This window comes from Paraburkholderia sp. MM5384-R2 (assembly GCF_014201025.1).
Taxonomy (GTDB): Bacteria; Pseudomonadota; Gammaproteobacteria; order Burkholderiales; family Burkholderiaceae; genus Paraburkholderia; species Paraburkholderia tuberum.
Genome location: NZ_JACHDI010000050.1, coordinates 1 through 21,698 on the forward strand (window position 1 = coordinate 1; position 21,698 = coordinate 21,698).

Consider the following 21,698-nt stretch of genomic DNA (forward strand, 5'->3'; position numbering starts at 1 on the left):
GCGCACCGGCAAGTAGTTTCAGGGCCTTGCGGCGGGAAATGTCGAACGGCTCTGCCATGTTGTCGTGATCCAGGGTTCGGGTAGCGTGGGTGAATGCACAGCCGGCACGCAGTCAGCCCCAAACCACATGGTTCACGCTCGCGCCGCTATGACGCGAGGATTCTATGAAGTGAATATGAAAGTATATTGACAGGCTTTAGTAATTTTTGAATCAGCCTGGTCAGCCGGCCTGTCCCGCCTTTAGCCCGGGCGGCGAAATTCGTTTTCGACCTAGGCCACGGCCCATACCAGGCAAGCCTCTGGCAAAGATGTGTCAGGTCTGCTGGCGCCTGACCTGCGCGAGAAGATCTTCAATTCGTTGTGCCATGGGCTTAAAGATGCCTCGCATCGTTGCACGTGAGACTTCCGGTACGTCAGCCTCCTGTAGCAGGTCGGGCAGATGTGCCAGCGATGCAGTCCAGTGCTGGTGCGCTTGCGCAAGCAGTTCCGCCGTCACCCAGAGATCGTGCTGCGGGTGCACATCGAGAATTGCCTGGAACTCGCGTTCGAGCGTCGCGCCGTCCGAGAGAACCTGCAGTACGGCTGGCTTGACGACATCGGGCAATTCCGACTCAGACCTCGGCCTGCCCGCGTTTTTTGAGCCACGCCTGCTCATAAACGCGGCGCTTCAGGAAACGGAAAATTAGCACGCTTACCATGTGCCATGGTCACTCTCGGCCGTCGCAAGTAAGACGACAAAGCAGAGGAGAAAAAGGCCCGTCACGAAGGCGGGCCCGCTCTCGCTTCACCGAGTCTCTCAGAGTCCCAGCGCGGCGATTCCGGCACGCGCGATTTCGGCGTCTTCCTCCGACTTCACACCCGATACGCTGACCGAACCGACCACCTCCCCCGCCACGACGATCGGCACGCCGCCTTCAAGGAAGCCCGTCATCGGCGCACTCAGGAAGGCGACGCGCCCCCGTTTGACGAGGTCCTCGTAAAACTTGCTCTCACGACGGCCCAGTGCGGCCGTGCGGCCCTTCGCGAGCGCCATCTCGATCGAGCTGAGCGTGGCGCCGTCGAGGCAGTTGAGGTGCAGCAGATGTCCACCGTCGTCGAAGATCACGATCGTCACGGGCCAGTTGCGGGACAATGCATGCCGCTCGGCGGCGGCGGCGATTTTCTTCGCGTCGTCGTTGGTAAGTATGGTCTTGGTTCTCATCGCTATCGTGATGTGTCGAGGAATTGATGCGCAGTCGAGAGCGCGCTTTTACACGGCGGGCGTGGCTTCCTCGGCGGCAAGCGCGGCCTTGACCGTGGCGCGTGCGCCGATGCGCTCCATGAAGCGTGCGAGCGCTGGCCAGCGCTTGATGTCGATCGAGAAGTGCGGCAGCCAGGACAGCACCGTGTACAGGTAGGCGTCGGCCACGCCGAACTCGCCGAGGAGGTAGTCGTTGCGCGAGAGCGTGGCGTCGAGGTTGTCCAGGCGTTTGTAGAACTTCTCCTTGATGATGTCCTTCACATCCTCGGGGATATCGCTGCTGAACAACGGGCTGCAGCCGGCGTGGATTTCCGAGGTGACAAAGTTCAGCGTTTCCTGAAGCCGCACGCGTTCCCAGGTGCCGTTCGCCGGTGCGAGCTTCGCCTCCGGCTTCAGATCGGCTAGGTACTGGAGGATCGCCGGGCCTTCGGTCAGCACCTCGCCGTTGTCGAGCACCAGCGCGGCGACATAACCTTTCGGGTTGACTTCGAGGAAACTGCGGCCCTCGGAGGTCTGCTTGGTCTTATTGTTGACGCGGACCAGTTCGAACGGCAGGCCGAGTTCGCGCAGAACGATGTGCGGCGACAGCGAACACGCATTGGGAGCGAAGTAGAGTTTCATGAGCTGGGATCCTGCGGTGACGTTGAGACAGGCCGTCCGCGGCGTCGTAAGTTGCGTATCACGCCGCGACCGGTGGGTGAGCAGATCCTATGGCCCGTCTAAGTGGCACGTAAAGTTAACATTCGACCGAGGCAGCATTAGCGATCCTTATAACCTCGGCGACATGCCCGTTCGCCGGCGGGATGCGCACCGCGGGCTGGCAGCCGCCCTGCGCGCGCCGGGCCGGGTGGTACGGTTCCAGCGGTGCGGCACGGTGCGCGGCGAGCCGCACTACGCTGCGCGTGCGTCGCAATTGATCGAAGAACGCGTGCACGGCTGGCGAGAGCCGGCCCGCCTCGGAACAGACCAGCCCGAACTCGCGATACATCGGCGCGGCAAGGTTCAGCACGCGCAGCCCCTGGCGCGCGACCGGCAGCATCGATTCCGGCACAAGCGACATGCCCATGCCTTCGCGGATCAGTTCGAACGCGGTCGACCAATCGCGCACCGAAATGCGCAGATCGGACAGCGCGTGGCCCGCTTCCTCGAACAGCCGCCGACTGTTCAGACGGCAGCCGCCCGTGGCGAGCACGCACGGCTCGCCCGCCAGTTCCTGGAGCGAGACGCCAATCCCGCTCGAGCGCCGCGCGAGCGGATGGTTGGTCGGCGCGACCACCACCCACGCATCGCGGCCGAGCACGAACGCCTCGCGCCTGGTTCCGGGGTTTATCACCACGCCGACGTCCACCGTGCCGTCAGCGAGCCACGCCTCGATTTCCTCGTCGGTGCCGTCGAGCGTCACGACGTCGATGCCGGGATACTGTTGACCGAATGATTGCAAAAAGCTTGGCAGCACACTCGTAAAGACCGACGGGAACGTCGCCAGCTTGATGCGCCCCGCATGCAGGCCGCGCGACGTATCGACCAGCGTCTTGATCGATTCCCACTCGACCAGCATGCGTCGCGCATGCGCGATCACCTGCTCGCCGATCGCCGTCACCGTGGTGCGGCGCCGGTCGCGCAGCAGCACCTTCACGCCGAGCATGTCCTCCAACTGGCTGATGGCCTGGCTCGCGCCCGACTGCGTAATGCCGACCTGCGCGGCGGCCTTCGAGACACAGCTTGCATCCGCCACAGCCACCAGCAAACGCCAATGCGTCAAGTTCATCATGATCAGTAGTCCGGCTTATGGTTGAAAGTTGAACAATTAATTTCCCTCGACAGCAGCGCGGCGCGACCGCACTCGATATGTATTTCGCGCCAACATTTGACGTTGTGTCAGCGATCCGATATACTCTTTTTTCTCTGACGCGGGGTGGAGCAGTCTGGCAGCTCGTCGGGCTCATAACCCGAAGGTCGTAGGTTCAAATCCTACCCCCGCAACCAAAGCATTGTTGAAAGCCCGCATCGCGCAAGCCATGCGGGCTTTTTGACTTTCGGCGCTACGTTTTGCTTGTGGCGCTCGCTGCGTATGCTGCGCGCGTGAATAGATGCAACACGATTCGCGCGGGATCGAGGCATCGAGCCCATCGTCTCTCCTCCAATCGCCCACTGCACCGCCGCCTCGTCATGCAACGCGGCGGTATCGAAGCCGGGCAGCACTGAATCTTCCGGCTCGTGTTCGTCGCGAGGATCATGAGATCGGCGCCGCTGCGTTCGAGTTGGCGTGCGGCGTTGGCCATCCGTTCGCCGAGCGCGAGTCAGTATCCGAATCTTCGTTGACCGGTGTGACGCAAGAATCATCCATCGCCCATATCCGATGTCTAAACCAACGGTTAACTTGGTCGTCCCAACGACCAGGAGTAGGTTTCAGATGTCATATGAACAGGATTCAGACAGCGTGCGCGTGGTGCTGAGCGCCCCGCAGCTGTCGGCCGTGCTGGCTCGCCACTCGATTAGCCCCACCGAAATGCTTTCCAACCGTCTGTGGGGCGGTTTGCAGGTTGTCGGCGGGGTGCTTGAAATGGCCGGAGCGGCAGCGCTGTGCGTGTTGCCCGAACCGACGATGGCAAGCAAGGCCGGGTGTGTAGTGTTCGGGGCGCATGGTTCGGACACGGCCGCGGCGGGCCTGCGCCAGGTCTGGACAGGGCGCGATACCGCCACCTTGACTCAGAAGGGCACGGCGAAGCTGGCAGAGGCGATGCGGGTCAGCCCTGACATGGCAGACCAGATCGGCCTGTCTATCGATATGGCCGTGCCGTTCGGCTTTGCTGGCTCGATCAAGGCTGCACGCGCGGCCAGCGTTACGATGGGCCGGATCCATCTGCAAATGCACGAGGCGAAAGCGCTCAATCCAAGGCTCGGAGGGCACACGCTCCAGAAGCATGTTGGTAAGAACGAAGCATGGCTCAGGGAGCGGCTGAAACGTGAACCAAAGCGAAAAATCGTATCCTCGTTTATAACCCTTGAGCATGCCGAACGCGCCATTTCGGAAACGGTGCAGGCCAATGCCGTAAGAATCAGGACGTGGGTGCAGTCCCCAACTCGAAACGCAAAGATCACAGTCACCAAAGTCGTCTCTGGCGACATCGGCTATGGAGTGACGCGGGTTACTGGCGAACTTACGCGAATGAACAACGTGTTCGTCACGCTGAAATACGAACCCTACAACGGCATGCCATATTACATCCTCACCGCCTACCTTGAATGAGAGAGAAATGAGTTCATCAGAGCGCTATCCCGCAATGGACCACCTCATGAGAACGTATTTCGGCCAGGACTTCGACCTGTTCGGAGAAACCGTCCCGGAAATAGTCGCGTGTTACAAGCAGGACAGTCCTCATGATTACGCCAATTTAGTTCGGGAAATAGACTCGTTCAGGAACGAACACCCGCACGATCTGGCCATTGCGTTCGATCAGATGTATGGGCGCGGATTTTCTCCCGAGCCGTGGGGCTACACCGTCGCCTCTTTTCTTGACGAGATCCAGCGCCTCCTCAACGAGTAATCGGCTTGTTGCAAGGCGCGGACAGTTCCATCCGGTCCGATGTGTATGCACGGGAGGTTATGAATGTCGATCTATCGCTTTCGACTCGCGCCTTCTCTCACCGCCAAAGGGAGGCGAATCTGTTTTCCTTCCGGCGCAAAACCAGAGCCCCGCGCCCATTTTCACCCCGCCCCGATCGCCCACTCCACCGCCGCCTGCGCATGCAACGCAGTGGTATCGAACACCGGCAGCACCGAATCTTCCGGCTTGATCAGCAGCGTGATCTCGGTGCAGCCGAGTATCACCGCCTGCGCGCCACGCGCGGCCAGATGCTCGATCACGCGTCGATAAACCTCGCGCGACGCGTCGGCCACGTTACCGTGGCATAGCTCGTCGTAAATGATGCGGTGCACGTCCGCGCGTTCGTCCTCATCAGGCACGAGCGTGTCGAGTCCATAGCGCTCGCGCAGCCGGCCCATATAGAACGTCTGCTCCATCGTGTAGCGCGTGCCGAGCAGGCCCACCCGCTCGACGCCCGCCGCGCGCAGCGCCGCGCCGGTCGGATCGGCGATGTGCAGGAACGGTACCGTGATCGCCTGCTCGATCGATTCGCACACGCGATGCATCGTGTTCGTCGCAAGAATCACGAGATCGGCGCCGCCGCGTTCGAGCTGGCGCGCGGCGTCGGCCATCTGTTCGCCGAGCGCGTGCCAGTCGCCGGCGCGCTGGTTCGCCTCGATCGACGCGAAATCGACGGTCAGCAGAAGACTGCGCGCGTTGTGATGGCCGCCGAGCCGCGCCTTCGCGTGGCGGTTCAGCAGCCGGTAATACTCGGTGGACGACTCCCAGCTCATTCCGCCGATCACGCCGATCGTTTTCATCTGTACGCTCCGTCGATGCATGGCCGAAACGGCGAGTATAGGCGCGTCGCATCGCGCGCAGCCGGTACGGATTTCGGCTTGCGCGCCGGTACGCATCGGTGCCCGCATTTTTCTGGCGCCGATAGAATCGTAGCGAGTCCGAACGCGATCAACCGGAGCGAACATGGATCTGATCATCCGCCACGCGACGCTGCCGCGCAGTGCCGCCCAGCTGTCCCCGCATCACCAGTGCCCAATCGACATCGGCATCGACGCGGGCCGTATCGTCGCCATCGAGCCGAACCTGGCCGCGAGCGCGCGCGACGAAATCGACGCGGCCGGTTTGCTCGTCACGCCGCCGTTCGTCGACCCGCATTTCCATATGGACGCGACGCTGTCGTACGGTTTGCCGCGCGTGAACGCGTCGGGCACGCTGCTCGAAGGCATCGCGCTATGGGGCGAGCTGAAGCCCGAGCTTACGCAGCAAGCGTTGATCGAACGCGCGATGCAGTATTGCGATTGGGCGGTCGCGCGCGGCCTGCTCGCGATCCGCAGTCACGTCGACGTGTGCGATCCGCGTCTGCTCGCGGTCGAGGCATTGCTCGAAGTGAAGCGCCGCGTCGCGCCGTATCTCGATCTGCAATTGGTTGCCTTCCCGCAAGACGGTCTGCTGCGCAGCGCCGGCGCGTTCGATAATCTGAAGCGCGCGATCGACATGGGCGTCGACGTGGTCGGCGGCATTCCGCATTTCGAGCGGACGATGGCCGACGGCGCGCAGTCGGTGCGCATGCTGTGCGAGTACGCGGCCGAAAAGGGCCTGCGCGTCGACATGCATTGCGACGAATCGGACGATCCGCTGTCGCGCCACATCGAAACGCTCGCGGCCGAAACGCACCGGCTCGGCCTGCACGGACGTGTCGCCGGCTCGCACCTGACGTCGATGCATTCGATGGACAACTACTACGTGAGCAAGCTGTTGCCGTTGATTCGCGAGTCGGGCGTCGCGGCGATCGCGAATCCGCTGATCAACATCACGCTGCAAGGCCGCAGCGACACGTACCCGAAACGGCGCGGCATGACGCGGGTGCCGGAGATGCTGGCCGCGGGCATCACGGTCGCGTTCGGCCACGACTGCGTGATGGACCCGTGGTACAGCCTCGGTTCGGCCGACATGCTCGAAGTCGCGCAGATGGGTCTGCATGTTGCGCAGATGACCAGCGTTGACGGCATGCACGCCTGTTTCGACGCGGTGACCGTGAACGCGGCGCGCATTCTCGGTCTGGAAGACTATGGCATCGCGCCAGGATGCGCGGCCAATCTCGTCGTGCTCGATGCGCGCGACGAGCTCGAGGCGATCCGTCTGCGCGCCGCGCGGCTCGTGGTGGTGAGCCGGGGCAGGGTGGTCGGCCGCGCGCCGGCCGCGAGCGTGTCGTTATCGCTCGAAGGGCGGCCTGAGCAGGTCGATTTCAAGCTGCATCGCGCGTAGCGACGTATCTCGCGCATCAATGACAAACCGGCGGCCTGCGCGAGCAGACCGCCGGTTTTTCTATCGGCATCGTTCATTGAGCGCCATCGCATCCAGGCCGAACGAACGATCATCGCGACGTTTCAATCGCTCAGTGCGCGGCACCCGGCGCCATGCCGTTATGCCGTAGCAGCGCATCGATATTCGGCTCGCGGCCACGGAACGCCTTGAACGATTCCATCGCCGGACGGCTGCCGCCCACTTCGAGAATCTCGCGACGATAACGCATGCCGGTCGACTGATCGAGCACGCTGCCCGCGGCTTGCGCGGCTTCCTCGAACGCCGCGTACGCGTCGGCCGACAGCACTTCGGCCCACTTGTAGCTGTAGTAGCCGGCCGCGTAGCCGCCCGCGAAAATATGGCTGAACGTATTCGGCCAACGCGAGAACGGCGCTTGCGGCACGACGTGGAAGCGCTCGTTGATTTCGCGCGCGAGTTCGTTGGCGCTCTTCGCGCCGTTCGCGTCGAAGCCGGTATGCAGTTGCATGTCGAACATCGAGAACACGATCTGCCGCAGCGTGCCGAGGCCGCTCTGGAAGTTCTTCGCGGCGAGCATCTTGTCGAACAGCTCGCGCGGCAGCGGCTTCGCGGTATCGACGTGCGAGGTCATGTCGGACAGCACGTCCCACTCCCAGCAGAAGTTCTCCATGAACTGCGAAGGCAGCTCGACCGCATCCCATTCGACGCCGTTGATGCCCGACACGCCGAGCTCATCGACGCGCGTGAGCATGTGATGCAAGCCGTGGCCGAACTCATGGAACAGCGTGATCACTTCGTCGTGCGTGAAGCAGGCGGGCTTGCCGCCGACCGGCGCCGAGAAATTACAGGTCAGATACGCGACCGGCGTTTGCACCGCGCCATGCGCGAGCTTGTGACGGCCGCGCGCGTCGTCCATCCAGGCGCCGCCGCGCTTGCCTTCGCGTGCATACAGGTCGAGATAGAACTGCGCGACGAGGCCGCCGTCCTGATTCTCGACGCGGAAGAAGCGCACGTCCGGATGCCAGACGGCCGCTTCGTCGCGGCGGATGCGCACGCCGAACAGCGTCTCGGTGACCTTGAACAGGCCCTTGAACACCGCGTTTTCCGGGAAGTACTGCTTCACTTCGTTTTCCGAGAACGAATAGCGCTTCTGGCGCAGGCGCTCGGCGGCGAACGTCATGTCCCACGGCTGCAGATCGATCATGCCGAGTTCGCTCGCGGCAAATTCGCGCAGCTCTTTCCAGTCCTGCTCGGCATGCGGACGCGCGCGCGTCGCGAGGTCTTCGAGGAAGGCCATTACCTGCGCCGGCGATTCGGCCATCTTCGGCGCGAGCGACACTTCGGCGAAGTTGCTGTAGCCGAGCATCTGCGCTTCTTCGGCGCGCAGCTTCAATTCGTCGGCGAGCACCTGGGTGTTGTCCCACTCGGTCTTGCCGTTGCCGGATTGCGCGCCGAGCTCGGACGCGCGCGTCACGTATGCGCGATACATCGCTTCGCGCATCGGACGGTTTTCCGAGTACTGCATGACCGGGAAATAAGACGGGAAGTGCAGCGTGAACTTGTAGCCGGTCTTGCCGTCTCGCTCGGCGGCTTCCTTCCCGGCTTCGATCACGTCTTCGGGCAGTCCCGCCAGTTGCGCTTCGTTGCCCGCATCGACGATGTACGCATACGCGTTGGTCGCATCGAGCACGTGATCCGAAAACGCCTTCGACAGCGCCGCCTGGCGCTCCTGCAATTCGGCGAAACGCGGCTTCTGGTCTTCCGGCAACTCGGCGCCCGACAGACGGAAATCACGCAGCGCGTTGCTGAGGATCTTCTTGCGTTCGCCGTTCAGCGATGCGAATTCGTCGCTGGCGTTCAGTGCCTTGTACTTCTCGTAGAGCGCGAGATTCTGGCCGACGCTCGACCAGAACTCGGTCACGCGCGGCAGGTTCTCGCCGTACACGGCGCGTAGCTCGGGCGTATCGGCGACGGCATTGAGATGACCGATCACGCTCCACGCGCGCGACAGCGGCTCGGTGGCGCGCTCGACCGGTTCGACGACGTCGGCCCACGACGCGGGCGTGGCCGGCAGCGCGGCACGCGCGACGGCGGCCGCCGCGTCGGCGAGCAGCACGTCGAGGGCGGGCGTCACGTGTTCGGGTCGGATGGAGCCAAAGCGCGGCAGATCGGAAAAATCGAGGAGCGGGTTGTCTTGATGCGTGGCGGTAGTGGACATAAGGCTTCCTGTCTGACGCGGGTGAAGGGGGCGCTGCGGGTGCGCTCACGCGTGCCGTCTCGTGCTGGGTCGCTCGGCGCCCGGCGGCACCGGCTACGGACATTATTGGGGCGGGGGGCGCCGATTCCAATCCATCGGCTGACAAATTAACAGATGTTGCGGCGCGCTGGGCGCGCGTTGGGGCAGGGCGTGGGCCGTGGGATCCGGCGACGCGGTAAGGAGGTGGTGGTTCTGCGAGAGAGAAGGGCGGGTGATGACCCGGTGGACGAGACGGATGAGTCGCCTCACTCCGCCTCGCGCTCACCGCCCGGCGGTTACGCCTTGGCCGCGTCCGCCTCGCGCTCGGCGGCTTCGATCGTGTTGACGAGCAGCATCGTGATCGTCATCGGGCCGACGCCGCCCGGCACCGGCGTGATATGGCCGGCCACTTCCTTGACACCCGCGAAGTCGACGTCGCCGCACAGCTTGCCGGCGTCGTCGCGATTCATGCCAACGTCGATCACGGTCGCTCCCGGCTTCACCATGTCGGCGGTCAGGATGTTGCGCAGACCGGTCGCGGCCACCACGACGTCGGCGTTGCGCGTGTGCGCGGCCAGATCGCGCGTCTTGCTGTGGCAGATCGTGACGGTCGCGCCCGCTTCGAGCAGCAGCAGCGCCATTGGCTTGCCGACGATGTTCGAGCGGCCTATCACGACCGCATTCGCGCCCTTCAGATCGATGCCGTAGGCCGCGAACATCTTCATCACGCCGTACGGCGTGCACGGACGGAACAGCGGCTGACCCGTCATCAGCGCGCCCGCATTGGCGACGTGGAAACCGTCGACGTCCTTCTCGGGCGCGATCGCCTCGATCACCTTGTGGCTGTCGATGTGCTTCGGCAGCGGCAGCTGCACGAGAATGCCATGGATGGCCGGATCGCGATTCAGCTCGTCGATGCGCGCGAGCAGGTCGGCTTCGGGCAGATCGGCCGGATAGCGGTCGAACGACGAGCCGAGGCCGTTGTCGTGGCAGGCCTTCACCTTGTTGCGCACATACACTTCGCTGGCCGGATTGTCGCCGACCAGAATCACGGCGAGGCCCGGCTGATGGCCGCGGGCGGTCAGGGCGGCGGCGCGCGCCGCGACGTCGGCGCGCAGGGTCTTTGAGAGGGCGAGGCCGTCGATCAGTTTGGCTGTCATGGTCGGTCGAGCGTTGGGTCGAGATTGGGATCGGGAATCAGGTCGGGACAGTCGGTTTGGCAGGCGGGGCGAAGCGCTCGCGCGGAGGGGCGTGCTTCGGCTGGCTGACGGAGCCACGGAGCCCCGTCGCCCTGCGACAGGCGCGCTGCCGGTTCGGGCAAGGCGCCGCTGCGAAGTCCGACATTATACCGGCGCGGGGGCGCGCCTTCGCGGTGGATTCGGGGCGCGCGGCGCGCGTGGGAGCGTCCGGGATGTGAGGCGGCGGTCCTGTGGCGGCCAGGAAGCGCACCGCGAGCGGCGGGGCAGGCAGGCCGCTCGCACGCCACCCGCACGTCGGACTCGGCGTCGGTCAGGCCGTCGCGAACCGGCGACGCAACCGCCACGGATGGCGGCCACGTACCAACGGCCCCTCCGAACGAAAGGCCGCCCGTGCCTCTGTTACTGCGCCGTTTGCGGCTTGTTCGACAGCGCGAGTCGCAGCAGATCGGCGACCGTGTTGACGTTCAGCTTTTCCATGATGTTCGCGCGATGCGCTTCGACCGTCTTGATGCTGATGCCGAGGTCGTCGGCGATCTGCTTGTTCAGGCGGCCCGCGATGATCCGCTCGAGCACCTGATGCTCGCGCGCGGTCAACTTGCCGAGGCGCTCGGCCGCGGCGCGCTGCTGCTGGACGCTGGTGCTTTCGCTGCGTGCCTTGTCGAGCATGCGCTCGACGAGCTTGCGCAGTTCGGCTTCGTCGAACGGCTTTTCGATGAAGTCCATCGCGCCTTTTTTCATCGTCGACACCGCCATCGGCACGTCGCCGTGGCCCGTCACGAAAATGATCGGCAGCGACGCGTTGTCGGCGATCAGGCGTTCCTGCAACTCGAGCCCGCTCATGCCGGACATCCGCACGTCGAGGATCAGACACGCGATCTGGCCCGGATGCTGATGCGGCTGCCATGCGTCGATGAACTGCTCGGCGCTCGAGAAGCACTGAACGCGGTAGCCGTTCGCCTCCAGCAGCCAGCGCAGCGAATCTCGCACGGCCTCGTCGTCGTCGACGACAAACACGGTTTCCTGTGTGGTGACTGGGCTGTTCATAGCTCTCCCGTAACGGTTTGTGGTATCGGCGCCTCGGACCCGCCGTTGCTCGGGCCGTCAGGCTCCCCAATGGGCAGACTGCAATGGAACGTGGCGCCCGTGATGTGGCCGTCGGATTCGACGTTGTTGACCACCCACAGACGGCCGCGGTGCGATTCGATAATCGAACGGCAAATGTTCAGCCCCATGCCCATGCCATCGGACTTGGTGCTGTAAAACGGTTCGAACAGACGCTCGGCGGTCGCTTCGTCGACGCCGGGCCCCTGGTCGACGACGCTGATGCAGACGAAGCCGCTCTCCAGTCGCACGACCACGCGGATGACTGGGTCGACCGCGTTCGGGCGCGCTTCGGCCATCGCTTCGACGCCGTTCTTCAGCAGGTTCACGAGCACCTGCTCGATCAGCACCGGATCGACGTAGATCACCGGCAGCCGCGAGCGCAGATCGGTAACGATGCGAATGCGCCGCTTCCTTGCCTCGATTTCGGCGAGACCCACCGCGTCCGCGACGATATCCGCGACCCGCGTGGCCTGCCGCTTCGGCTCGCTGCGCTTCACGAACTCGCGGATACGCTTGATGATCATGCCGGCGCGCACCGCCTGCTGCGCGGTCTTTTCGAGCACCGGCAGCAGATTGTCGGGCGTCGTTCGACCGGATTTAACCAGTGCGACGGTTCCGGAGCAATAGTTATTGATGGCGGCGAGCGGCTGGTTCAGTTCGTGCGCGAGCGACGAGGCCATTTCACCCATCGTCATCAGGCGGCTCGTGAACTGCAGCTTCTCGTCCTGCTGGCGCGCGAGTTCCTGCGCGCGCTTGCGGGTCGTGATGTCGGTCGCGATCTGCATCTGCGCGAGATGGCCGTCGACCCACTGGATGTACTGGCGTCGCACCTCGAACCACTTCTGGATGCCGGGGATGTAGATTTCCTGCGCGTCGGCGGTGCTTTCGGTCAGCGCGGCGGCGGGCAGGCCGACGAAGGTGTCGACCATGTCGATCGAATCGGACGACGCCTGCGAGGCGTCGAAGCCGCCGCCCGCGAGTTCGAGGTGGCCGTCCGGGCGGATGCCGAACAGATGCCGGTAATAGCGGTTCGCGAACAGCAGCTCGGCTTCGTCGGCGGCCAGCACGGACACCGCCGCATCGAGGCTTTCGAGCACGGTCGTGAAACGTTCGTGGGCGGCGGCGAGCTCTTCGCGCGCGCGCTTCGGCTCGGTGATGTCGGTCATCGACGACATCCAGCCGGTCTGGCGGCCCGAGCTGTCGATCAGCGGCGACACGTAGAGCCGCGCGTGGAACGTCGAGCTGTCCTTGCGCCGCACGCGCAGCTCGAAGCCGGACGAGGGCGCCTTGCCGCGCAGCGTCATGTCGAGCTGACGCTGCATCTCGGGGTACGCGTCGCGCGGCCAGTAGGCGAACGGCGCGCTCTTGCCGACGAGGTCGCTTTCGTCCCAGCCGGTCATGCGGCAGAACGCCGGGTTCACGTGCGTGATGCGGCCGTGCATGTCGAGCACGCGCATGCCGATCAGCACCGAGTTTTCCATCGCGCGGCGGAAAAACGCTTCCGCGTAGAGCGCCTGCTGCGCCTCGAAGCGCTGGCGCGTGTGCTTCCACAGACTCCACAGGCTCCACAGTACGAAGCAGGAGAGGCCGGCCACCAGCCACACCAGCGTGTTGTTCGTGAAGTTGGTGATCTGCGGGAACGCGTACACGCGCACCGAGATGCCCTGTCCCGGCGGGTCGAGCGGCAGGTCGTAGAACATGTCGCGCGGCAGGCGCGGGCGGGTCGATGTGGTGGTCAACTCGCGGTTGTTCGCGTCGATGATCGAGATCTTGTATTTGGCCGACAGCTCGGGCGGGATGTCGCGCTTCAGAATGCCTTCCACCGAGAACACCGCGGCGATGGTGCCGAGGAAATCGCGATCGCGGAAGATCGGCGTTTGCAGCGTGATGAAGCCGTTGCCGAGGTCGTCGTAGATGAGCGGCGAGTACACCTGGCGGCGCGTGTTGCGCGCCTCGGCGAAGCCGGCCTTGACAGCTTCGTCCATCTGCGCGTCGTTCGGACGCGCGAGCCGCTGGCCGAGCACCGGCGGCGCGGCGTTGGGCCAGCGCGGCTGCTGCTGGCCCGTGTACCAGTTCATGTAGAGGATCTCGGGATGCCCCTGCATGATGTCCGTGGTGCTCACCTGGAACGAATGCTCGTCGGCATGGCCGGCGGCGAGGTCGCGCGCGAGTGCCTGGATCTGCTCTTGCGCGCCCGTCATCGACAGGCGGATCTGCTGCTGCGCCCACGCGACGTTGCGGTACAGCGTGTCTTCCTGCTGTTGCTGCTCGCGCCGGTTCAGACTCCACAGAATCAGGCTCATGACGACCAGGAACACCAGGATCGACAGGAGCGGCGTCAGCAAATAGGAATTGGACCACCAGGGTCCGTGGTGCCAGCGCGAGGACGGCGACGAATCCGCCGGCGAACCCGCGGTGCGCGCCGAGCGAGAGAAGAGCCGTTCGGTCAACATGCGTGGCATTGTAGCTCAGCACGTCCCCGACAAATGGCGCAAAAAAGCACGGAAAGTGCAGTTAATCGGCGCAAACTAGCCGGCGGATCAGTCGATCGGCAGTCAAACCAGGTTGCGTCGCAGCAATTTTCCGCATTATGAGAATTGATCTCGTAATTTGAAAATTTGGTTGCGCTGACGTCGGGACCCTTATTACAATCGGCCGGAGCTGCCGCGGCCATTGCTGCGTCCGCGTCGTCTGTTCAAAGTGCGTTCCCCATACCCAGGAGACGAGCATGTCCGCTGTACCCGACGAAGTCATGAAATATGTCGCCGCCGATAAAGACGACGATCCCCAGGAAACCGGCGAATGGCTGGAAGCGCTGGATGGCGTGATTTCTGCAGTAGGCCCTGATCGTGCCCACTACCTGATCGAAAAACAGATCGAATTTGCACGCGTGCACGGCGAACATCTGCCGTTCTCCGCTAACACTCCTTACATCAACACGATTCCGGTCGCGCGCCAGGCCAAGAACCCCGGCGACCAGGACATCGAACACCGTATCCGCTCGTACACCCGCTGGAACGCGATGGCGATGGTGCTGCGCGCCGGCAAGGAAACCAACGTCGGCGGCCACATCGCGTCGTTCGCATCGGCCGCCACGCTGTACGACGTCGGCTACAACCACTTCTGGCACGCACCGTCGGCCGAGCACGGCGGTGACCTCGTGTTCGTGCAGGGCCACTCGTCGCCGGGTGTCTACTCGCGCGCGTTCCTGCTCGGTCGCCTGACCGACAAGCAGCTCGACAACTTCCGCCAGGAAGTCGGCGGCGAGGGCATCTCGTCGTATCCGCATCCGTGGCTGATGCCGGACTTCTGGCAATTCCCGACCGTGTCGATGGGCCTGGGTCCGATCATGGCGATCTACCAGGCGCGCTTCATGAAGTACCTGCAGGCGCGCGGCATCGCGAAGACCGACGGCCGCAAGGTCTGGGCCTTCCTCGGCGACGGCGAAACGGACGAGCCGGAATCGCTCGGCGCGATCGGCATGGCCGGCCGCGAGCGCCTGGACAACCTCGTGTTCGTGATCAACTGCAACCTGCAGCGTCTCGACGGTCCGGTGCGTGGCAACGGCAAGATCATCCAGGAACTCGAAAGCGAATTCCGCGGCGCCGGCTGGAACGTGATCAAGGTCATCTGGGGCAGCCGCTGGGACGCGCTGTTCGCGCGCGACAAGTCGGGCGCGCTGATGCGCCGCATGATGGAAGTCGTCGACGGCGAGTACCAGACGTACAAGTCGGAGTCGGGCGCGTTCGTGCGTGAACACTTCTTCAACACGCCGGAACTGAAGGCGCTGGTCGCCGACTGGTCGGACGACGACATCTGGAATCTGAACCGCGGCGGCCATGATCCGCACAAGATCTACGCGGCGTTCACGGAAGCGACGAATTCGAAGGGCCAGCCGACTGTCATCCTCGCGAAGACGATCAAGGGCTACGGCATGGGCGAAGCCGGCCAGGCGATGAACATCACCCACCAGCAGAAGAAGATGCAGGTGGAGCAGTTGAAGAAGTTCCGCGACCAGTTCCGTCTGCCGATCACGGACGAGCAGATCGTCGACGTGCCGTACCTGACGTTCGAGGAGGGCTCGAAGGAACTCGAGTACATGCGTCAGAAACGCATGGACCTCGGCGGCTATCTGCCGGCGCGTCGTCAGAAGGCCGAGTCGCTGCCGGTGCCGGAACTGTCGGCATTCGAGCCGCTGTTGAAGGGCACGGGCGAAGGCCGCGAGATCTCCACGACGATGGCGTTCGTGCGGATCCTGAACATCCTGCTGAAGGACAAGACGCTCGGCAAGCGCGTCGTGCCGATCGTGCCGGATGAATCGCGTACGTTCGGCATGGAAGGTCTGTTCCGTCAGATCGGTATCTGGAATCAGGACGGCCAGAAGTACGTGCCGGAAGATTCCGACCAGCTGATGTTCTACCGTGAGTCGGAGACCGGTCAGATCCTGCAGGAGGGCATCAACGAAGCCGGCGGCATGGCCGACTGGATCGCGGCCGCGACGTCGTACTCGACGCACGGCGAGATCATGATCCCGTTCTACATCTTCTACTCGATGTTCGGCTTCCAGCGCATCGGCGACCTCGCATGGGCCGCTGGCGACATGCGCTCGCGCGGCTTCCTGCTGGGCGGCACGGCGGGCCGCACGACGCTGAACGGCGAAGGCCTGCAACACGAAGACGGCCACTCGCTGATGTGGGCGGCTTCGGTGCCGAACTGCATCAGCTACGACCCGACGTTCGGCTACGAACTCGCGGTCATCGTGCAGGACGGTCTGCGCCGCATGGTCGCCGACCAGGAAGACGTCTACTACTACGTCACCGTGATGAACGAGAACTACGAGCACCCGGCGATTCCGCAGGGCGAGACCGTGGCGGCCGACATCATCAAGGGCATGTACTCGTTCAGCAAGACCGCAGCCGATAAAAAGGCGCCGCACGTGCAGCTGATGGGCGCGGGCACGATCTTCAACGAAGTAATCGCCGCGGCCGACCTGCTGAAAAACGACTGGGGCGTCAACGCCGACCTGTGGAGCGTGCCGAGCTTCACCGAGCTCGCGCGCGAAGGTCACGAAGTGCAGCGCTGGAACCTGTTGCACCCGACCGAAGAGAAGAAGCTGTCGCACGTCGAGAAGCTGTTGAAGGATGCGCCGGGTCCGGTCATTGCATCGACCGACTACGTGCGCGCGCTGACCGAGCAGATCCGCGCGTTCGTGCCGCAGAAGTTCGTCGTGCTGGGCACCGACGGCTACGGCCGTTCGGACACGCGCGAGAAGCTGCGTCACTTCTTCGAAGTCGATCGCTACTGGGTCACGGTCGCCGCGCTGAACGCACTGGCGGACGAAGGCACGATCGAACGCAAGGTGGTCGCCGAGGCGCTCAAGAAGTACAACCTTGATCCCGCCAAACCCAACCCGATGACCGTCTAAGGCATCACCCGTGTGCCACGATGCACGCGCTTGCTCCTCATCGCGAGGGGCCGGCGGCGTGCGCGGCCCAGGAGACACTAACAATGAGTCAAGCGATCGAAGTCAAGGTGCCGGACATCGGCGATTACAAGGACGTCCCTGTGATCGAGGTGCTGGTGAAGGCGGGTGACACCGTCGAAAAAGAGCAATCGCTCGTTACGCTGGAATCCGACAAGGCGACGATGGACGTGCCGAGCTCGGCCGACGGCGTCGTCAAGGAAGTGAAGGTCAAGGTCGGCGATGCGGTGTCCGAAGGCACGCTGATCATCGTGCTGGAAGGCGCCAACGCCGCTGCCGCGGCGCCCGCGGCGGCTGCCGCACCGGCTCCTGCTCCTGCGCCGGCGGCAGCGCCCGCTGCGGCGCCCGCACCCGCGGCAGCAGGCGGTGGCGTGCAGGAAATCAAGGTGCCGGATATCGGCGACTACAAAGACGTTCCCGTGATCGAGATCGCGGTGAAGGTCGGCGATCGTGTCGAGAAGGAACAGTCGCTCGTCACGCTCGAATCCGACAAGGCGACGATGGATGTGCCCAGCTCGGCCGCCGGTGTCGTCAAGGAAGTGAAGGTCAAGGTTGGCGATACCGTGTCGGAAGGCTCGGTCATCGTCGTGATCGAAGCGGAAGGCGGCGCCGCCCCGGCACCCGCGCCGGCACCGGCCGCGAAGGCGCCGACTGAAAAGCCGTTCGACGCGCCGGCCACGCCGACCCCGGCACCGGCCGCGCCGTCCGCGCTCGCGCAGGCGCCGCTGATCCCGGCTGGAGAAGGCGGCTCGCGTCATCCGAGCCATGCGTCGCCGTCGGTGCGCAAGTTCGCGCGCGAACTCGGCGTCGATGTCGGCCAGGTGAAGGGCACGGGTCCGAAGGGCCGCATTACGCAGGCCGACGTGACCGCGTTCGTGAAGGGCGTGATGACGGGCCAGCGCGCGGCGCCGGCTGGTGCGGCGGCGCCGGCCGCCGGCGGTGGCGAGCTGAATCTGCTGCCATGGCCGAAGGTCGACTTCACGAAGTTCGGTCCGATCGATCCGAAGCCGTTGTCGCGCATCAAGAAGATCTCGGGCGCGAACCTGCATCGCAACTGGGTCATGATTCCGCACGTCACGAACAACGACGAAGCGGACATCACCGAGCTCGAAGCGCTGCGCGTCAAGCTGAACAAGGAACACGAGAAGGCGGGCGTCAAGTTCACGATGCTCGCGTTCGTGATCAAGGCCTGCGTGGCGGCCCTGAAGAAATTCCCGACCTTCAACGCGAGCCTCGACGGCGACAACCTGGTGTTCAAGCAGTACTACCACATCGGTTTTGCCGCCGACACGCCGAACGGCCTCATGGTGCCGGTGATTCGCGACGCGGACAAGAAGGGCCTCGTCGACATCGCGAAGGAAATGGCCGACCTGTCGAAGGCCGCGCGCGAGGGCAAGCTGAAGCCGGACCAGATGCAGGGCGGCTGCTTCTCGATCTCGTCGCTGGGCGGTATCGGCGGCACGCACTTCACGCCGATCATCAATGCGCCTGAAGTCGCGATTCTCGGCCTGTCGCGCAGCGCGATGAAGCCGGTGTGGGACGGCAAGCAGTTCGAGCCGCGCCTGACCATGCCGCTGTCGCTGTCGTACGACCATCGCGTGATCGACGGAGCGGAAGCCGCGCGCTTCAACGCATACCTCGGTTCGATTCTTGCCGATTTCCGGCGTGTGATTCTTTGACCGGCTGGTGAGGTCCGCCGGCGCGGGCGCGGATGGTTTCGACCGATCCGCGTCGCGCCGTCCGCGCGTTCGCGTGCGCTGTGCGCGTCGAAGGCGCCGCTCATCATCGATCAATAAGAGAAGGGGACACCATGAGTCTCGTCGAAGTAAAAGTGCCGGACATCGGTGACTTCAAGGACGTCGACGTCATCGAAGTCAACATCAAGCCGGGCGACACCATCGAAAAAGAGCAGTCGCTGCTGACGCTCGAATCCGACAAGGCGTCGATGGAAGTGCCGAGCGATACCGCCGGCACCGTCAAGGAAGTGCGTATCAAGCCGGGCGACAAGGTCTCGCAGGGCACGGTCATCGCGCTCGTCGAGGCAACGGCGGGCGGCGCGGCTGCGGCCGCTGCGGAGCCGAAAGCGCCCGAGAAGGCGGCTCCCGCGCCGGCGCCTGCCGCTGCGGCGCCGAAGGCCGCCGCAGCGGCTGCGCAAGCCGGCCGCTATTCGGGCAGCGCCGACATCGAGTGCGACATGCTCGTGCTCGGTTCGGGCCCCGGCGGTTATTCGGCCGCGTTCCGCTCCGCCGACCTCGGCATGAAGACCGTGCTGGTCGAGCGTTATCCGACGCTCGGCGGCGTGTGTCTGAACGTCGGCTGCATCCCGTCGAAGGCGCTGCTGCACACCGCGCTCGTCATCGACGAAGCGGCTGATCTTGCCGCGCACGGCATCACGTTCGGCAAGCCGCAGATCGATCTCGACAAGCTGCGCGATTTCAAGTCCGGCGTGGTCAAGAAGCTGACCGGCGGTCTCGCCGGCATGGCGAAGGCGCGCAAGGTCGAAGTGGTGGTCGGTACGGGTGCGTTCGTCGATCCGAACCACATGGAAGTGCAGACCGAGGGCGGCAAGAAGGTCGTCAGGTTCAACCAGGCGATCATCGCAGCGGGCTCGGAAGCGGTGAAGCTACCGTTCATTCCGGAGGATCCGCGCGTGGTCGATTCGACCGGCGCGCTCGAACTGCGCCAGATTCCGCAGCGCATGCTCGTGATCGGCGGCGGCATCATCGGTCTCGAAATGGCAACCGTGTACTCGACGCTCGGCGCGCAGATCGACGTGGTCGAAATGCTCGACGTCCTGATGGCCGGCGCGGATCGCGATCTGGTCAAGGTCTGGGAGAAGTACAACAGCAAGCGTTTCGCGAACGTAATGCTGAAGACCAAGACCATCGCCGCCGAAGCGAAGGACGACGGCATCTACGTGTCGTTCGAGGGCGAGCAGGCGCCGGCCGAGCCGCAACGCTACGACCTCGTGCTGGTGGCCGTCGGCCGCTCGCCGAACGGCAAGCGGATCGGCGCGGAAAAGGCCGGTGTCGCGGTGACGGATCGCGGCTTCATCGAAGTCGACAGGCAACAGCGCACGAATGTGCCGCACATCTTCGCGATCGGCGACATCGTCGGTCAGCCGATGCTCGCGCACAAGGCCGTGCACGAAGGCCACGTGGCGGCGGAAGCCGCGCATGGCGAGAAGGCGTACTTCGACGCGCTGCAGATTCCGTCGGTCGCCTACACCGATCCGGAAGTGGCATGGGCCGGCAAGACGGAAGACCAGCTGAAAGCCGAAGGCGTCAAGTTCGGCAAGGCGGTGTTCCCGTGGGCCGCATCGGGTCGCGCGATCGCCAACGGTCGCGACGAGGGCTTCACGAAGCTGCTGTTCGATGAGGAAACGCATCGCGTGATCGGCGGCGGTATCGTCGGTCTGAATGCGGGTGACCTGATCAGCGAAGTCTGTCTCGCGATCGAGATGGGCGCGGACGCAACGGATATCGGCAAGACGATCCATCCGCATCCGACGCTCGGCGAATCGATCGGCATGGCGGCCGAGTTGTATGAAGGCGTCTGTACCGATCTGCCGCCCGTCAAGAAGAAGTAATGCGGTGCGCCGCGCCTGCATGACGACATGCGGGCGCGGCAAAGCCGGTCGAGCCGTACGGCAAAGAAAAACGGCGCGCTCCATGGCGGAGCGCGCCGTTTTTGTTTTCGTGGCGGCCGGTAGCGGGCAAAAAAATCCCGGCTTGGCGGCCGGGCAAACGATACGCCATTGCAACGTATCGGAGCGTTCGGCTCATCAAACCGTATAAGCGGCAACGGCACGACGCTGTTGCTTGCCATAACGCCGGCGCAGCGCATAGGCTGGGCCGGCGTGAAAGACGACGCAAGGCATAAAGCCTTGCGTGTTGACGCGTGAAGCTTAGACGGCCTTCTTGGCGGCGGCGCGCGATGCCTGCGCAGCGGCTTGCGAAGCTGCCTTCGAAGCGGCCGTTGCAGCTGCGTTGAAGTTGCTTTCGGCGATTTCGACAGCCTGGCGGGTTGCCTTGTGGACCGTTTCGTACGTGGTGTTGGCGGCGGTGATAGCCGACTTCATCACGGCGACAGCGGTTTCCGAACCGGCCGGTGCGTTCTTGGCGACGTTTTCGACGAGCGCCTGAACCTTGCGGTTTTGCTCTTCGAATTGCGCTTCCGCGACGCGGGTGAATTCACCCTGCGTTGCCGAAACGATTTCGTACACATGGCGGCCATACGACAGCGCCTTTTCAGCCACCGGCTGCGCGAGGCTTGCTTGCAGTGCCAGCAGTTCCTGCGCGTCCTTCACGGACAGCGCGCGTTGGGCATTTTCCTGGCTTTCGGCGAGCGTCGACTTCACAACTTGCAGGTTCAGTTCGACCAGCTTTTCGACACCTTCAAATGCTTTGGTCGTCAGGCCGAACAGGGTTTCGAAGTTGGCTTTCTGGGCTGCGGCGAATTGCTCAGGGGTCAGCAGAGTCATGGTTTACGCTCCTGGATCGCGGCCGGTCTGTGCGGACCGCATTGGGTGGGTGGCGAGACGCAG

At 64.1% G+C, this 21,698-nt stretch carries 16 protein-coding genes, 1 tRNA gene and 1 pseudogene; 7 read left to right on the forward strand and 11 right to left on the reverse strand.

Annotation, left to right across the window (positions count from 1 at the left end; all coding sequences use genetic code 11):
* Nucleotides 1-313: 313 nt before the first annotated feature.
* The 4 genes from HDG37_RS37270 to HDG37_RS37285 all read right to left on the reverse strand — a co-directional run bounded on the left by HDG37_RS37270 (nt 314) and on the right by HDG37_RS37285 (nt 3,011).
* On the reverse strand, nt 314-604 hold the full coding sequence (locus HDG37_RS37270) for a hypothetical protein (RefSeq protein WP_184056394.1): 291 nt from the start codon (nt 602-604) through the stop codon (nt 314-316).
* 192 nt (nt 605-796) lie between these two features.
* Nucleotides 797-1,201 carry a heme-binding protein gene (locus HDG37_RS37275; RefSeq protein WP_184056396.1) on the reverse strand — a complete coding sequence of 135 codons (405 nt, stop codon included), beginning with the start codon at nt 1,199-1,201 and terminating at the stop codon, nt 797-799.
* A gap of 48 nt (nt 1,202-1,249) precedes the next feature.
* Entirely contained in the window at nt 1,250-1,861 is a 612-nt protein-coding gene (gstA, locus tag HDG37_RS37280; protein WP_184056398.1) for a glutathione transferase GstA, read from the reverse strand.
* A gap of 115 nt (nt 1,862-1,976) precedes the next feature.
* Nucleotides 1,977-3,011, reverse strand: coding sequence for a LysR family transcriptional regulator (locus tag HDG37_RS37285; RefSeq protein WP_184056400.1), 1,035 nt, complete (start codon nt 3,009-3,011; stop codon nt 1,977-1,979).
* A 138-nt stretch (nt 3,012-3,149) separates the two neighbouring features.
* Between HDG37_RS37285 and HDG37_RS37290 the strand changes: the two genes are divergently transcribed.
* Nucleotides 3,150-3,226: transfer RNA gene (locus tag HDG37_RS37290), tRNA-Met, on the forward strand.
* A gap of 218 nt (nt 3,227-3,444) precedes the next feature.
* Here HDG37_RS37290 and HDG37_RS40195 read toward each other — a convergent pair.
* Nucleotides 3,445-3,540: pseudogene (locus HDG37_RS40195) on the reverse strand (aspartate racemase); the annotation flags it as partial.
* 113 nt (nt 3,541-3,653) lie between these two features.
* Here HDG37_RS40195 and HDG37_RS37295 point away from each other — a divergent pair.
* On the forward strand, nt 3,654-4,490 hold the full coding sequence (locus HDG37_RS37295; protein ID WP_184056402.1) for an RNase A-like domain-containing protein: 837 nt from the start codon (nt 3,654-3,656) through the stop codon (nt 4,488-4,490).
* 7 nt (nt 4,491-4,497) lie between these two features.
* Entirely contained in the window at nt 4,498-4,788 is a 291-nt protein-coding gene (locus HDG37_RS37300) for a contact-dependent growth inhibition system immunity protein (RefSeq protein ID WP_184022332.1), read from the forward strand.
* A gap of 161 nt (nt 4,789-4,949) precedes the next feature.
* Here the strand turns inward: HDG37_RS37300 and HDG37_RS37305 are convergent, their stop codons facing one another.
* Entirely contained in the window at nt 4,950-5,648 is a 699-nt protein-coding gene (locus HDG37_RS37305; RefSeq protein WP_184056404.1) for an aspartate/glutamate racemase family protein, read from the reverse strand.
* Nucleotides 5,649-5,811: 163 nt separating this feature from the next.
* On the opposite strand from HDG37_RS37305, the gene HDG37_RS37310 reads away from it, so the two are divergent.
* Nucleotides 5,812-7,113: an amidohydrolase family protein gene (locus HDG37_RS37310; RefSeq protein WP_184056406.1), complete on the forward strand. Its 1,302-nt coding sequence runs from the start codon at nt 5,812-5,814 to the stop codon at nt 7,111-7,113.
* A 130-nt stretch (nt 7,114-7,243) separates the two neighbouring features.
* Here HDG37_RS37310 and HDG37_RS37315 read toward each other — a convergent pair whose 3' ends face one another.
* The 4 genes from HDG37_RS37315 to fixL form a co-directional block, all read right to left on the reverse strand.
* On the reverse strand, nt 7,244-9,349 hold the full coding sequence (locus tag HDG37_RS37315; protein WP_184056408.1) for a M3 family metallopeptidase: 2,106 nt from the start codon (nt 9,347-9,349) through the stop codon (nt 7,244-7,246).
* A gap of 314 nt (nt 9,350-9,663) precedes the next feature.
* Nucleotides 9,664-10,527 (reverse strand): bifunctional methylenetetrahydrofolate dehydrogenase/methenyltetrahydrofolate cyclohydrolase FolD, encoded by an 864-nt coding sequence (gene folD, locus HDG37_RS37320; RefSeq protein WP_090800818.1) that lies wholly within the window; start codon nt 10,525-10,527, stop codon nt 9,664-9,666.
* A gap of 438 nt (nt 10,528-10,965) precedes the next feature.
* Nucleotides 10,966-11,610, reverse strand: coding sequence for an oxygen response regulator transcription factor FixJ (gene fixJ, locus HDG37_RS37325; RefSeq protein ID WP_062129599.1), 645 nt, complete (start codon nt 11,608-11,610; stop codon nt 10,966-10,968).
* Nucleotides 11,607-14,123: an oxygen sensor histidine kinase FixL gene (fixL, locus tag HDG37_RS37330; protein WP_167368661.1), complete on the reverse strand. Its 2,517-nt coding sequence runs from the start codon at nt 14,121-14,123 to the stop codon at nt 11,607-11,609. Before fixL ends, fixJ begins: the two co-directional genes overlap by 4 nt.
* Before the next feature lie 275 nt (nt 14,124-14,398).
* On the opposite strand from fixL, the gene aceE reads away from it, so the two are divergent.
* The 3 genes from aceE to lpdA all read left to right on the forward strand — a co-directional run bounded on the left by aceE (nt 14,399) and on the right by lpdA (nt 20,741).
* The gene (aceE, locus tag HDG37_RS37335) at nt 14,399-17,095 is read left to right on the forward strand and encodes a pyruvate dehydrogenase (acetyl-transferring), homodimeric type (protein ID WP_184056410.1); all 2,697 of its coding nucleotides are present in this window, start codon (nt 14,399-14,401) and stop codon (nt 17,093-17,095) included.
* A gap of 83 nt (nt 17,096-17,178) precedes the next feature.
* Nucleotides 17,179-18,831 carry a dihydrolipoyllysine-residue acetyltransferase gene (aceF, locus tag HDG37_RS37340; RefSeq protein ID WP_184056411.1) on the forward strand — a complete coding sequence of 551 codons (1,653 nt, stop codon included), beginning with the start codon at nt 17,179-17,181 and terminating at the stop codon, nt 18,829-18,831.
* Nucleotides 18,832-18,962: 131 nt separating this feature from the next.
* Entirely contained in the window at nt 18,963-20,741 is a 1,779-nt protein-coding gene (gene lpdA, locus HDG37_RS37345; protein ID WP_184056413.1) for a dihydrolipoyl dehydrogenase, read from the forward strand.
* A 318-nt stretch (nt 20,742-21,059) separates the two neighbouring features.
* On the opposite strand, the gene HDG37_RS37350 is transcribed toward lpdA, so the two are convergent.
* On the reverse strand, nt 21,060-21,635 hold the full coding sequence (locus HDG37_RS37350) for a phasin family protein (RefSeq protein ID WP_013089827.1): 576 nt from the start codon (nt 21,633-21,635) through the stop codon (nt 21,060-21,062).
* Nucleotides 21,636-21,698: the final 63 nt, after the last annotated feature.

Excerpts from the sequence above, each read along its gene's own strand:
- HDG37_RS37275 (WP_184056396.1), bottom strand. The coding sequence starts at position 1,201 with ATGAGAACCAAGACCATACTTACCAACGACGACGCGAAGAAAATCGCC.
- gstA (WP_184056398.1), bottom strand. The coding sequence starts at position 1,861 with ATGAAACTCTACTTCGCTCCCAATGCGTGTTCGCTGTCGCCGCACATC.
- HDG37_RS37285 (WP_184056400.1), bottom strand. The coding sequence starts at position 3,011 with ATGATGAACTTGACGCATTGGCGTTTGCTGGTGGCTGTGGCGGATGCA.
- HDG37_RS37295 (WP_184056402.1), top strand. The coding sequence starts at position 3,654 with ATGTCATATGAACAGGATTCAGACAGCGTGCGCGTGGTGCTGAGCGCC.
- HDG37_RS37300 (WP_184022332.1), top strand. The coding sequence starts at position 4,498 with ATGAGTTCATCAGAGCGCTATCCCGCAATGGACCACCTCATGAGAACG.
- HDG37_RS37305 (WP_184056404.1), bottom strand. The coding sequence starts at position 5,648 with ATGAAAACGATCGGCGTGATCGGCGGAATGAGCTGGGAGTCGTCCACC.
- HDG37_RS37310 (WP_184056406.1), top strand. The coding sequence starts at position 5,812 with ATGGATCTGATCATCCGCCACGCGACGCTGCCGCGCAGTGCCGCCCAG.
- HDG37_RS37315 (WP_184056408.1), bottom strand. The coding sequence starts at position 9,349 with ATGTCCACTACCGCCACGCATCAAGACAACCCGCTCCTCGATTTTTCC.
- folD (WP_090800818.1), bottom strand. The coding sequence starts at position 10,527 with ATGACAGCCAAACTGATCGACGGCCTCGCCCTCTCAAAGACCCTGCGC.
- fixJ (WP_062129599.1), bottom strand. The coding sequence starts at position 11,610 with ATGAACAGCCCAGTCACCACACAGGAAACCGTGTTTGTCGTCGACGAC.
- fixL (WP_167368661.1), bottom strand. The coding sequence starts at position 14,123 with ATGTTGACCGAACGGCTCTTCTCTCGCTCGGCGCGCACCGCGGGTTCG.
- aceE (WP_184056410.1), top strand. The coding sequence starts at position 14,399 with ATGTCCGCTGTACCCGACGAAGTCATGAAATATGTCGCCGCCGATAAA.
- aceF (WP_184056411.1), top strand. The coding sequence starts at position 17,179 with ATGAGTCAAGCGATCGAAGTCAAGGTGCCGGACATCGGCGATTACAAG.
- lpdA (WP_184056413.1), top strand. The coding sequence starts at position 18,963 with ATGAGTCTCGTCGAAGTAAAAGTGCCGGACATCGGTGACTTCAAGGAC.
- HDG37_RS37350 (WP_013089827.1), bottom strand. The coding sequence starts at position 21,635 with ATGACTCTGCTGACCCCTGAGCAATTCGCCGCAGCCCAGAAAGCCAAC.